We start from the raw sequence: 12,113 nt of genomic DNA, 5'->3' as shown, positions 1-12,113 counted from the left end.
GGGCGGTGCAGGCCGAAGCTATCCCCCGGCGCCGCTGGTCAGCAATGAGTTGCCCAAGGTGAGTTCGGAAACAGGTCAAGGGAGTTGAACCTGTCCTCGCGTGGCGCCGTGACCTTGGACAGGGAGCACGAGGACACTCGCCCCCGATCCCCGTCACAACCGCACCCGCAACGCGAGGAGACTCCGTGGCCACCGAGACACCGCCCCCCTCGAAAACCCAAGCCCGACTTCCCTCCACAGAGGAGTTCGTCGCGGAGCAGGAGAGTGCGGAGTTCGGTGAACTGCGCCGCTCCCACCGCTCCTTCGCCTTTCCGCTCACCGTCGGCTTCATCGCCTGGTATCTGCTCTACGTCCTGCTGTCGAACTACGCGGACGACTTCATGGGCACCAAGCTGTTCGGCAACGTCAACGTCGCCCTGGTGCTCGGCCTCGCCCAGTTCCTCACCACGTTCCTCATCGCCTGGTGGTACTCGCGGCACGCCGCCGCCAAGCTGGACCCCAAGGCCGAGGCGATCAAGTCCCGTATGGAGGGCGACGCATGAGCATCGCGCAGCAGACCGTGCTGGCCGCGGGTGAGGCAAGCGAGCACCGGCCGCTGATCATCACCCTGTTCTCGGTGTTCGTCGCCGCGACCCTCGTGATCACCGTATGGGCGGGCCGCCAGACCAAGGACGCCGCCGACTTCTACGCGGGCGGCCGCCAGTTCACCGCCTTCCAGAACGGGCTCGCCGTCTCCGGCGACTACATGTCCGCCGCGTCCTTCCTCGGCATCGCGGGCGCGATCTCGCTGGCCGGCTACGACGGCTTCCTCTACTCCATCGGCTTCCTGGTCGCCTGGCTGGTGGCGCTGCTCCTGGTGGCCGAGCCCCTGCGCAACTCGGGCCGCTACACGATGGGCGACGTCCTCGCCTACCGGATGCGCCAGCGACCCGTTCGCACCGCGGCCGGCACCTCCACCATCGTCGTCTCGATCTTCTACCTGCTGGCCCAGATGGCGGGCGCGGGCGTCCTGGTCTCGCTGCTGCTCGGCATCACCAGCGACGCCGGCAAGATCGGCATCGTCGCCCTCGTCGGCATCCTGATGATCGTGTACGTCACCATCGGCGGCATGAAGGGCACCACCTGGGTCCAGATGGTCAAGGCCGTGCTGCTCATCGCGGGCGCCCTGCTGCTGACCTTCCTGGTGCTGCTGAAGTTCCACTTCAACATCTCCGACCTGCTCGGAAAGGCCGCCGACAACAGCGGCAAGGGGTCGGCCTTCCTGGAGCCCGGACTGAAGTACGGCCTCACCTCGACGTCCAAGCTGGACTTCATCTCCCTGGGCATCGCCCTGGTCCTGGGCACCGCGGGCCTTCCGCACATCCTGATCCGCTTCTACACGGTGCCCACCGCCAAGGCCGCCCGTAAGTCCGTGAACTGGGCGATCGGCCTCATCGGCGCCTTCTACCTGATGACGCTCGCGCTGGGCTTCGGTGCCGCCGCGCTCATCAAACCGGACGAGATCATCGCCTCCAACAAGGCGGGCAACACGGCGGCACCACTCCTGGCCCTGCACCTGGGCGGTGTCGACTCCAACTGGGGCGCCATCCTGCTCGCCTCCATCTCGGCGGTCGCCTTCGCCACGATCCTCGCGGTCGTCGCGGGCCTGACCCTCGCCTCCTCCTCGTCGTTCGCGCACGACATCTACGCGAACGTCATTAAGAAGGGCGAGGCCACCGAGAAGCAGGAGCTGCGCGCGGCCCGCTGGGCGACGGTCGCGATCGGTGCCGTCTCGATCTGCCTCGGCGCCCTGGCCCGCGACCTGAACGTGGCCGGCCTCGTCGCCCTCGCCTTCGCGGTCGCCGCCTCCGCCAACCTGCCGACCATCCTCTACAGCCTCTTCTGGAAGCGGTTCACCACCCAGGGAGCGCTGTGGTCGATCTACGGCGGCCTGATCACGGCGGTCGGCCTGGTGCTGTTCTCGCCCGTGGTCTCCGGCAAGGAGACGTCCATGTTCCCCGACGCCGACTTCCACTGGTTCCCGCTGGAGAACCCGGGCATCATCTCGATCCCGGTCGGCTTCCTCCTCGGCATCATCGGCACCTACCTGTCCAAGGAGGAGCCCGACAAGGGCAAGTACGCGGAACTGGAGGTCCGGTCCCTGACCGGCACCGGCGCCCACTGACGACAGCTGGAAACGGCCCCCGACCCGGCCGCGTCGTAGGTCCCTACGACGCGGCCGCGCCGTACCTCGTGGGATCGGGCCGCTGTTGTTGTCAGTGACGTCACGTAGGCTCACAAGTGACGGAAATGATGGACCGGCACTGATCCGTATCTGATCAGCTACGAGGGAGGGGGCCCACGTGCTCATCGACACCTACGGCCGAGTGGCCACCGACCTGAGGGTCTCGCTGACCGACCGGTGCAATCTGCGATGTACGTACTGCATGCCCGAAGAGGGGCTGCAGTGGCTGGCCAAGCCCGACCTGCTCACGGACGACGAGATCGTCCGCCTGATCGACATCGCCGTCACCTCCCTGGGCATCAAGGAGGTCCGCTTCACCGGCGGCGAACCGCTGCTGCGCCCGGGCCTGGTCGGCATCGTCGAGCGGGTCGCCGCGCTGCACCCCCGCCCCCAGATGTCCCTGACGACGAACGGCATCGGACTCAGGCGCACGGCGACGGCCCTGAAGGCGGCGGGCCTGGACCGGGTGAACGTGTCCCTCGACACCCTCCGCCCCGACACCTTCAAGACCCTCACCCGCCGGGACCGCCACAAGGACGTCATCGAGGGCCTTCAGGCCGCCCGCGACGCGGGCCTGACCCCGGTCAAGGTCAACACCGTCCTGATGCCGGGACTCAACGAGGACGAGGCCCCGGACCTGCTGGCCTGGGCGGTGGAGAACGACTACGAACTGCGCTTCATCGAGCAGATGCCCCTGGACGCCCAGCACGGCTGGAAGCGCGAGGGCATGGTCACCGCCGGCGACATCCTGGCCTCGCTGCGCACCCGCTTCGAGCTGACTCCGGAGGGCACGGACGAGCGCGGCTCGGCCCCCGCCGAGCGCTGGATCGTGGACGGCGGCCCGCACCGCGTCGGCGTCATCGCCTCCGTCACCCGCCCGTTCTGCTCGGCCTGCGACCGCACCCGCCTCACCGCCGACGGCCAGATACGCACCTGCCTGTTCGCACAGGAGGAGACCGACCTGCGCGCAGCCCTGCGCTCCGACGCCCCGGACGAGGAGATCGCCCGCATCTGGCGCCTGGCCATGTGGGGCAAGAAGGCGGGAGCGGGCCTGGACGACCCGTCGTTCATCCAGCCGGACCGCCCGATGTCGGCGATCGGCGGCTAGGGCCCGAGGAGAACCTAGGCGTCCTGCGAGGACTCCCATTCCTTCAGCAGGACCACGTCCTTGAGGAAACCCCGTACACCGAGGAACTGGGAGAGATGCTCCCGATGCTCCTCGCAGGCCAGCCACGTCTTGCGTCGCTCCGGCGTGTGGATCTTCGGGTTGTTCCATGCGAGCACCCACACGGCATCGGCACGGCAGCCCTTGGCGGAGCAGATCGGGTTCTCGTCACTCACAGGTTCGTCTCACAACCGGGCTGAACAAGGCGCGGAAAAAGCCGCCGAACAAGGCGACGCCGAGCAGCCACGGGGGGAGCTGCCCGGCGTCGGTCTGTCGCTCCGACGGGGGATGCGGAGCGCCTACGAAGTATGTCACGGGTAACCCGTCGCCCGGCACTGGAACAACATGATTGATCTGAGCTTTTCTTGAGCTTGGTGCGGAGCCGCCTTCCGTTTGCGACCCTCGCACCATGATCACGCCCGGTCGTGACGCTCGCTTCGTGTGCCCGGTGCGGGCTCGGCCGCGACATCTTCCGGGACCGGTTCCGCGAAACCGTCGTTCGTCCGCGGCGGCGCAATCATCGGACGCATCGGGACACCCACGAACGTCGACGGAAGCGATGGCGCGTTCTCCCGGCCAGCGTTCGCGATCACCACGGCGATGTAGGGGAGAACCAGTCCGAGGACCAACGCCACGATCGCGACGTGCCGTTCGACGTTCCACAGCGAGGCCGCGAGGATCACCGACACCGTACGGATCGACATCGAGATGACGTACCGGCGCTGCCGGCCACGCACGTCCTCCTCGAGGCTCGCCCGAGCCCCGGTGATCCGGAACACCTGGCTGTTGCCGACGCCATGCTGCTTCCGCATCACATTCCACCATCCGCCCGCATCGGACCATCCCCGTCCCCGTGCCCGGTCCGCCCCGGTCGGGGGACGGCGCCCGGACACCTCCAACGTTACGCCGCGTCTGCGCCGCCTACGAGACCGGGGCACCTCCTACCTGGCCGGACGGCCTCAGCCGTAGCACGTACAGCCGCGCCCGGCATGCGCCGTACCGCGCCCGGCCCGACACTGGGCGCAAGGCTCATATCGAGCCGTACGAGGAGGCAGCCATGGGCTGGTTGTGGGCCATCATCGTGGGATTCGTACTGGGCCTGATCGCCAAGGCGGTCATCCCCGGCAAACAGCACAGCCCGCTCTGGCTGACCACCATCTGCGGCATGCTCGGCGCGATCGCAGGCAACGCCATCGCACGCGGCTTCGGCGTCGAGTCGACCCGAGGCATCGACTGGAGCCGCCACGCCTTCCAGCTGGTGGCCGCCGTCATCATCGTCTTCCTGGTCGACATGGCATACATGGCAACACTGGGCAAGCACAAACAGCGGGCGTGAGCTTGAGCCTTTGAGGGGCGCGGGCCTGTGTCGATTTGCGGCTCCGCCGCGTGGGCGCCACAAGCCACGACGAAACCCGCGGCCCGCAAGCAAACCCGCACCCCTGTGACGACTACGCCCCGGCGACCTCGACGGCGGCAAGATTCTTCTTGCCCCGCCGCAGCACGAGCCACCGCCCGTGCAGCAGATCCTCCTTGGCGGGAACGGCGTCCTCGGACGCGACCTTCACGTTGTTCACGTACGCCCCGCCCTCCTTCACCGTCCGCCGCGCAGCCGACTTGCTGGCCACCAGACCGACCTCGGCGAACAGGTCCACCACCAGGCCGGGCTCGGCGACCCGGACATGCGGCACCTCGGACAGCGCCGCCGCCAGCGTCCGCTCGTCCAGCTCCGCCAGCTCGCCCTGCCCGAAGAGGGCACGGGACGCGGCGATCACCGCGGCCGTCTGGTCGGCGCCGTGCACCAGCGTCGTCAGCTCCTCCGCCAGCGCGCGCTGCGCGGCACGGGCCTGCGGACGCTCCTCGGTCTGCTTCTCCAGCTCCTCGATCTCCTCGCGGGACCTGAAGCTGAAGATGCGCAGGAACTTGGAGACGTCCCGGTCGTCCGCGTTCAGCCAGAACTGGTAGAAGGCGTACGGCGTGGTCATCTCGGGGTCGAGCCAGACCGTGCCGGACTCCGTCTTGCCGAACTTCGTGCCGTCGGCCTTGGTGATCAGCGGCGTGCCCAGCGCGTGCACCACGGCGTCGGGCTCGACCCTGTGGATCAGGTCGGTGCCCGAGGTGAGGTTGCCCCACTGGTCGCTGCCACCGGTCTGCAGCGTGCAGCCGTAGCGGCGGTACAGCTCCAGGAAGTCCATGCCCTGCAGGATCTGGTAGCTGAACTCGGTGTAGCTGATGCCCTCCTGGGACTCCAGGCGCCGGGCCACGGCCTCCTTCGCGATCATCTTGTTCACGCGGAAGTGCTTGCCGACGTCCCGCAGGAACTCGATGGCCGACAGGCCCTGGGTCCAGTCCAGGTTGTTGACCATGACCGCGGCGTTCGGTCCCTCGAAGTCCAGCAGCGGGGCGATCTGCGCGCGCAGCCGCTCGACCCACTGGGCGACGGTCTCGGGGGCGTTGAGCGTCCGCTCGGAGTTCGGCTTCGGGTCACCGATCAGGCCGGTGGCACCCCCGACCAGGCCCAGCGGACGGTTGCCCGCGTCCTGGATCCGGCGCATCGTCAGGATCTGCACCAGGTTGCCGAGGTGCAGGCTGGGCGCGGTCGGGTCGAAGCCGCAATAGAACGTGACGGGACCGTCCGCGAACGCCTTGCGCAATGCGTCCTCGTCAGTGGAGAGGGCGATGAGCCCGCGCCACTTCAGTTCGTCGACGATGTCCGTCACGGTTCTCGTATCTCCTTGATGATCTTCGGGCGGTCGGGCGACCACCGGCTACGAGGTTATACGCCCTGACTGACAGAGCTCATATTGAAGTCGGGCACCCGCAGCGCAGGCATCGCAGCCCTAGTGAACCAGTCGCTCCACTCCCTCGGCAGTGTCTTTTCCGTGCGCCCGGCCTCCGTGGCCCGCCCGAGCAGGTCGACCGGCGACTCGTTGAAGCGGAAGTTGTTGACCTCGCCGCTCACCTCGCCGTTCTCGACGAGATAGACGCCGTCCCTGGTCAGGCCGGTGAGCAGCAGCGTGGCCGGGTCGACCTCGCGGATGTACCAGAGGCAGGTCAGCAGCAGCCCCCGCTCGGTGTTCGCGACCATCTCCTCCAGGGAGCGGTCGTCCCCGCCGGTCAGGACGAGGTTGTCGATCGCGGGGGCCACCGGCAGCCCGGTCAGGCCCGCGCTGTGCCGGGTCGTCGTCAGATGGGCCAGCTCGCCCTGCCGTACCCAGTCGGTGGCCGTGAGCGGCAGGCCGTTGTCGAACACCGACTGGTCGCCGCCGGAGGAGTGCGCGATCACGAAGGGCGCCGACTCCAGGCCCGGCTCGTTCGGGTCGCTGCGCAGGGTCAGCGGCAGCTCGCTGAGCCTGTCGCCCACGCGTGTGCCGCCGCCCGGCTTGGAGAACACGGTGCGGCCCTCGACCGCGTCCCGGCCGGACGCCGACCACATCTGGTAGATCAGCAGGTCCGCGACGGCGGTCGGCGGCAGCAGCGTCTCGTACCGCCCGGCGGGCAGCTCGATCCGCCGCTCGGCCCACCCGAGGCGTACGGCGAGTTCCGCGTCCAGCGCCGCCGGGTCGACGTCCTTGAAGTCGCGCGTGGAGCGGCCCGCCCATGCGGAGCGCGTACGGTCGGGCGACTTGGCGTTCAGCTCCAGCGTCCCGTTGGGCTGGTCGTGGCGCAGGCGCAGGCCCGTGGACGTACCCACATAGCTCGACCTCAGCTCATGGTTGGCGAAGCCGTACAGCTCGCGGCCGCCCGCACGCGCGCGTGCGAACGCCTCACCGAGCGCCGGCGCGAAGTCGGCGAACACGGTCGACGAGGTCTCGGCGGGCGCGTCCACGAAGTCCGGCGACTGTGCGACGCCCGTGACCAGCGGCTGTGCGTCCTCCGCCGGTCCGGCACCGCGTGCGGCGGCCTCGGCGGCCCGCACCAGCGGCTCCAGCTCGTCCGCGGTCACGGCCGAGCGGGAGACGACACCCGAGGCGGTGCCTTCCTTGCCGTCGACGGTGGCGACGACCGTGAGGGTACGTCCCCGGGTCACACCGTTCGTGGTGAGCGCGTTGCCCGCCCAGCGGAGGTTGGCGGTCGAGTGCTCGTCGGCGATGACGACACAGCCGTCGGCGGTGGACAGCTCCAGCGCCCGCTCGACGATCTCGTGCGGCTTGTTGCTGCGGGCGCTCATCGACCGGCCTCCTGCGTGGTGTTGAGGATGTTGACGCCCTTGAAGAGCGCGGAGGGGCAGCCGTGCGAGACGGCGGCGACCTGGCCCGGCTGGGCCTTGCCGCAGTTGAACGCACCCCCGAGGACATATGTCTGCGGGCCGCCCACCGCGGCCATCGAGCCCCAGAAGTCGGTGGTCGTCGCCTGGTATGCGACGTCCCGGAGCTGCCCGGTGATCCGACCGTTCTCGATCTTGAAGAACCGCTGACCCGTGAACTGGAAGTTGTACCTCTGCATGTCGATCGACCATGAACGGTCACCGACGACGTAGATGCCCCGGTCCACTCCGCCGATCAGGTCTTCCGTCGCCATCCCGGCCGGATCCGGCCGCAGCGACACATTGGCCATGCGCTGCACCGGGACGTGCCCGGGGGAGTCGGCGAACGCGCACCCGTTGGACCGCTCGAACCCGGTCAGCTTCGCGATCCGCCGGTCCAGCTGGTAGCCGACGAGCGTGCCGTCCTTCACCAGGTCCCAGGACTGGCCCTCGACGCCCTCGTCGTCGTAGCCGACGGTCGCAAGTCCGTGCTCGGCGGTGCGGTCGCCGGTGACGTTCATCAGCTCGGAGCCGTACTTCAGCTTGCCGAGCTGGTCGAAAGTGGCGAAGGAGGTGCCGGCGTAGGCGGCCTCGTAGCCGAGGGCGCGGTCCAGCTCGGTGGCGTGACCGATGGACTCGTGGATGGTCAGCCACAGGTTGGAGGGGTCGACGACCAGGTCGTACAGGCCCGCCTCGACGCTCGGCGCGCGCATCTTCTCGGCGAGCAGCTCAGGGATCTGCTCGAGCTCGCTCTCCCAGTCCCAGCCGGTGCCGGTGAGGTACTCCCAGCCACGTCCGACGGGCGGCGCGATCGTCCGCATCGAGTCGAACTCGCCGCTCGACTCGTCGACCGACACGGCCGTCAGCTGCGGGTGCAGCCGCACGCGCTGCTGTGTGGTCACGGTCCCGGCCGTGTCCGCGTAGAACTTGTTCTCGTGCACGGTGAGCAGCGAGGCATCGACGTGGTTGACGCCGTTCGCCGCGAGCAGCCGCGCGCTCCAGTCCGCCAGCAGTGCCGACTTCTCCTCGTCGGGCACGGAGAACGGGTCGATCTCGTACGAGGAGATCCAGGTCTTCTCGGCGTGCACGGGCTCGTCGGCGAGCTCCACCCGCTCGTCCGAACCGGCCGCCTTGATCACCTGGGCGGAGAGCTTGGCCATCGCCACCGCCTGCGAGGCGACCTTGGCGGCGGCGTCCAGGCTCAGGTCCACCCCCGATGCGAAGCCCCATGTGCCGCCGTGCACGACCCGCACCGCGTACCCGAGATCGGTGGTGTCCGACGAACCGGCGGGCTTGGCGTCCCGGAAGCGCCAGGAGGCACTGCGGACCCGCTCGAACCGGAAGTCCGCGTGCTCGGCACCCAGGGCACGCGCGCGTGCGAGTGCCGCGTCGGCCAGGGCCCGTAGGGGAAGTGCCGTGAAGGCTTCGTCGATGGTATGAGGCACCGAGGTCTCTCCTTGTTGTCGTGACCTGTGATCGGACCGGCGGTTGCTCCGATCATTTCGCGTGACCGGGCCGCGGACCACAGGTTTCGAGCCGGTACCGGGAACTTTCTGTAGGGACCCGACAGTGAGTCCCGTAAGCCACTGTCGGTGCCCGATTGTCCGCGGGAGCCCCTGGACCGATAGGTTTTCGAGGAAGCCGCCTGTCATCCAGGTGTTCGGGCGGGGGGTATCAGACCGCTATCGAAAGGGTGATCCGTTGAGCCGCTCGGTTCTCGTCACCGGAGGCAACCGGGGCATCGGCCTCGCCATCGCCCGCGCATTCGCCGACGCCGGCGACAAGGTCGCGATCACGTACCGCTCGGGTGAGCCGCCGGCCGCCCTCACGGAATTGGGCTGCCTCGCGGTGAAGTGCGACATCACCGACACCGAGCAGGTGGAGCAGGCATACAAGGAGATCGAGGCCGAGCACGGCCCGGTCGAGGTGCTCATCGCCAACGCCGGCATCACCAAGGACCAGCTCCTGATGCGCATGTCCGAGGAGGACTTCACGTCCGTCCTCGACACCAACCTCACCGGCACCTTCCGCGTGGTCAAGCGCGCCAACCGCGGCATGCTGCGCGCCAAGAAGGGCCGCGTCGTCCTGATCTCCTCGGTCGTCGGCCTCTACGGCGGACCCGGCCAGGCCAACTACGCCGCCTCCAAGGCCGCCCTGGTCGGCTTCGCGCGCTCCCTCGCCCGTGAGCTGGGCTCGCGCAACATCACCTTCAACGTCGTCGCGCCCGGCTTCGTCGACACCGACATGACCAAGGTGCTCACCGACGAGCAGCGCGAGGGCATCGTCAAGCAGGTGCCGCTCGGCCGTTACGCGCAGCCGGAGGAGGTGGCCGCGACGGTGCGGTTCCTCGCCTCGGACGACGCCTCGTACATCACTGGAGCCGTCATCCCTGTTGACGGCGGACTGGGAATGGGTCACTGATCACCATGAGCGGAATTCTCGAGGGCAAGCGCGTCCTGATCACCGGTGTGCTGATGGAGTCCTCCATCGCCTTCCACGCCGCCAAGCTGGCCCAGGAGCAGGGCGCCGAGATCATCCTGACCGCGTTCCCGCGGCCCACGCTGACCGAGCGCATCGCCAAGAAGCTCCCCAAGCCCACCAAGGTGATCGAGCTCGACGTCACCAACGACGAGCACCTGGCCCGTCTGGCCGACCTGGTCGGCGAGGAGCTCGGCGGCCTCGACGGCGTCGTGCACTCCATCGGCTTCGCTCCGCAGGACGCGCTCGGCGGAAACTTCCTCAACACGCCGTTCGAGTCCGTGGCCACCGCCATGCACGTCTCGGCGTACTCCCTGAAGTCGCTGACCATGGCCTGTCTGCCGCTGATGCAGAACGGCGGCTCGGTCGTCGGCCTCACCTTCGACGCGCAGTACGCCTGGCCGCAGTACGACTGGATGGGTCCGGCCAAGGCCGCCCTGGAGGCCACCAGCCGCTACCTCGCCCGTGACCTGGGCAAGCAGAACATCCGCTGCAACCTGATCTCCGCGGGCCCGCTCGCCTCGATGGCCGCCAAGTCCATCCCGGGCTTCGCGGACCTCGCCTCCGTGTGGGACAACCGCTCCCCGCTGGAGTGGGACCTCAAGGACCCGGAGCCGGCCGGCAAGGGCATCGTCGCGCTGCTGAGCGACTGGTTCCCGAAGACCACGGGCGAGATCGTCCACGTGGACGGCGGTCTGCACGCCATCGGCGCCTGACGCCGCCGCTGAGCCTCGGCCGACACTGAGGGCCCGCACCCCACCGGGTGCGGGCCCTCGGCGCGTGCCCCGCCCTCGCCGCGATGTCACCCGTTCGGGCTATGTGACCGGGCGGGCCGGGACTGGACTGCGCACCCTGGAGTACGTGCTCAGCACGTGATTCCCTCCCCAGCGCGGCCGAGGAGGTCCCCTTGTGCGCATCGTCCGCAACCTGGCCTCAGTGACCGTCGCTGTCGCTCTCGTGATGTCCCTGCCGTACGAGGCGATGCCCCACGCGCGCGTGAAGCCCGGGAAGCCGCCGGCACCGCAGCTCTTCGGCGCGGAGTGCCGCACCAGGATCACCGGCTCCCGTGTGACCGCGTACTGCCACAACCCCTATCCGCAGACCGACGGCGTCAGCCTCCACGTCGAGTGCGCCCGCTGGTGGGACCTCGACACCGACGGCACTCCGGTCGACACGGGGCCGGCGATGACCGTACGCCTCACCGGCCGGTGCTGGAAGGAAGTCGGGTCGGTGTGGATCAGTCACCAGCGGCGGTGAACCGCCCGGGACGGCACAGGAACGGGTAGCTCGCCGCCTCCGCACCGGCCGCCTCGGCGTCGCCCGCGCGGATCGCGTCGACCAGGCGCGTGTGCTCCATGTACGTCTCCGGGGTGAGCTCCTGGCCGACGTCCTCGCGCAGCCAGTCCCGCAGCACCTCGCCGAGGTCCGCGTACATCGTGGTCATCACGTCGTTGTGCGAGGCCGCCACCACCGCCAGGTGGAAGGTCGAGTCCGCCGTCACGAAGGTCTCCGTGTCGCCCGACTCCCAGGCCTCCTCGCGCCGCACCAGGAGCGCGTCCAGCTGCTTGAGGTCCTTCTCCGTGCGCCGCCGGGCGGCCAGCCTGGCGGCCGCCGACTCGAGTGTGGAGCGCAGCTCGGCGATGTGCCGCGGGTCCGCGTCGGCGAAGCGGCGGTGCATCACGCCCGCCAGCTCGCTCGTCGCCACGACATAGGTGCCCGAGCCCTGACGGATGTCCAGCAGGCCGTTGTGCGCGAGGGCGCGGACGGCCTCACGGACCGTGTTCCGGGCCACCCCGAGCTGCTCGACCAGCTCGGGCTCCGTCGGGATGCGGGAGCCGACCGGCCACTCGCCCGAGGTGATCTCGTGCCGCAGAGCGGCGATGACCTGCTCGGACAGCGCGGAACGGCGGGGGTGACTCAGGGGCATGGCACACCTTCGCACGCGGCGGGCGGGTCCGTCCGACCCGGGGATGGACAACCAATCATCCAATGATTCTATGATG

13 protein-coding genes are annotated in these 12,113 nt (G+C 69.0%); 7 read left to right on the top strand and 6 right to left on the bottom strand.

The window, feature by feature from the left end; genetic code table 11:
* Window positions 1-185: 185 nt before the first annotated feature.
* The 3 genes from ABT254_RS39490 to moaA all read left to right on the top strand — a co-directional run bounded on the left by ABT254_RS39490 (window position 186) and on the right by moaA (window position 3,332).
* Window positions 186-542, top strand: coding sequence for a DUF485 domain-containing protein (locus ABT254_RS39490; protein WP_351481623.1), 357 nt, complete (start codon window positions 186-188; stop codon window positions 540-542).
* Window positions 539-2,164 carry a monocarboxylic acid transporter gene (locus ABT254_RS39485; RefSeq protein ID WP_351481620.1) on the top strand — a complete coding sequence of 542 codons (1,626 nt, stop codon included), beginning with the start codon at window positions 539-541 and terminating at the stop codon, window positions 2,162-2,164. Before ABT254_RS39490 ends, ABT254_RS39485 begins: the two co-directional genes overlap by 4 nt.
* Window positions 2,165-2,342: 178 nt before the next feature.
* Window positions 2,343-3,332 (top strand): GTP 3',8-cyclase MoaA, encoded by a 990-nt coding sequence (gene moaA, locus ABT254_RS39480; RefSeq protein WP_351481617.1) that lies wholly within the window; start codon window positions 2,343-2,345, stop codon window positions 3,330-3,332.
* A 14-nt stretch (window positions 3,333-3,346) separates the two neighbouring features.
* Here moaA and ABT254_RS39475 read toward each other — a convergent pair whose 3' ends face one another.
* Window positions 3,347-3,565: a hypothetical protein gene (locus ABT254_RS39475; RefSeq protein ID WP_351481614.1), complete on the bottom strand. Its 219-nt coding sequence runs from the start codon at window positions 3,563-3,565 to the stop codon at window positions 3,347-3,349.
* Window positions 3,566-3,802: 237 nt separating this feature from the next.
* Complete coding sequence (locus tag ABT254_RS39470) at window positions 3,803-4,201, bottom strand: DUF3099 domain-containing protein (protein WP_351481827.1); 399 nt, start codon at window positions 4,199-4,201, stop codon at window positions 3,803-3,805.
* 245 nt (window positions 4,202-4,446) lie between these two features.
* Here ABT254_RS39470 and ABT254_RS39465 point away from each other — a divergent pair, with 245 nt between their 5' ends.
* Window positions 4,447-4,725 carry a GlsB/YeaQ/YmgE family stress response membrane protein gene (locus tag ABT254_RS39465; RefSeq protein WP_351481612.1) on the top strand — a complete coding sequence of 93 codons (279 nt, stop codon included), beginning with the start codon at window positions 4,447-4,449 and terminating at the stop codon, window positions 4,723-4,725.
* Window positions 4,726-4,837: 112 nt separating this feature from the next.
* On the opposite strand, the gene tyrS is transcribed toward ABT254_RS39465, so the two are convergent.
* The 3 genes from tyrS to ABT254_RS39450 are packed head-to-tail and all read right to left on the bottom strand — an operon-like array spanning window position 4,838 to window position 9,077.
* Entirely contained in the window at window positions 4,838-6,106 is a 1,269-nt protein-coding gene (gene tyrS, locus ABT254_RS39460; RefSeq protein WP_351481611.1) for a tyrosine--tRNA ligase, read from the bottom strand.
* Window positions 6,107-6,162: 56 nt separating this feature from the next.
* Entirely contained in the window at window positions 6,163-7,557 is a 1,395-nt protein-coding gene (locus ABT254_RS39455) for a metallopeptidase TldD-related protein (protein WP_351481609.1), read from the bottom strand.
* Complete coding sequence (locus tag ABT254_RS39450; protein ID WP_351481607.1) at window positions 7,554-9,077, bottom strand: TldD/PmbA family protein; 1,524 nt, start codon at window positions 9,075-9,077, stop codon at window positions 7,554-7,556. Before ABT254_RS39450 ends, ABT254_RS39455 begins: the two co-directional genes overlap by 4 nt.
* A 256-nt stretch (window positions 9,078-9,333) precedes the next feature.
* On the opposite strand from ABT254_RS39450, the gene fabG reads away from it, so the two are divergent.
* The 3 genes from fabG to ABT254_RS39435 all read left to right on the top strand — a co-directional run bounded on the left by fabG (window position 9,334) and on the right by ABT254_RS39435 (window position 11,367).
* Window positions 9,334-10,053 carry a 3-oxoacyl-[acyl-carrier-protein] reductase gene (gene fabG, locus ABT254_RS39445; protein ID WP_232653182.1) on the top strand — a complete coding sequence of 240 codons (720 nt, stop codon included), beginning with the start codon at window positions 9,334-9,336 and terminating at the stop codon, window positions 10,051-10,053.
* Between the two features lie 5 nt (window positions 10,054-10,058).
* Window positions 10,059-10,826: an enoyl-ACP reductase FabI gene (gene fabI / locus ABT254_RS39440; protein WP_351481605.1), complete on the top strand. Its 768-nt coding sequence runs from the start codon at window positions 10,059-10,061 to the stop codon at window positions 10,824-10,826.
* 193 nt (window positions 10,827-11,019) lie between these two features.
* The gene (locus ABT254_RS39435) at window positions 11,020-11,367 is read left to right on the top strand and encodes a hypothetical protein (protein ID WP_351481603.1); all 348 of its coding nucleotides are present in this window, start codon (window positions 11,020-11,022) and stop codon (window positions 11,365-11,367) included.
* On the opposite strand, the gene ABT254_RS39430 is transcribed toward ABT254_RS39435, so the two are convergent.
* Window positions 11,348-12,037, bottom strand: a complete 690-nt coding sequence (locus tag ABT254_RS39430) for a FadR/GntR family transcriptional regulator (RefSeq protein WP_351481601.1) — start codon at window positions 12,035-12,037, stop codon at window positions 11,348-11,350. The two genes, ABT254_RS39435 and ABT254_RS39430, sit on opposite strands and share 20 nt — an antisense overlap.
* Window positions 12,038-12,113 lie beyond the last annotated feature (76 nt).

It is taken from the genome of Streptomyces sp. NPDC001137, assembly GCF_040298885.1.
Taxonomy (GTDB): domain Bacteria; phylum Actinomycetota; class Actinomycetes; order Streptomycetales; family Streptomycetaceae; genus Streptomyces.
The sequence above is the reverse complement of the archived record's forward strand: the minus strand, read 5'-3'. Positions and strand labels throughout refer to the sequence as shown.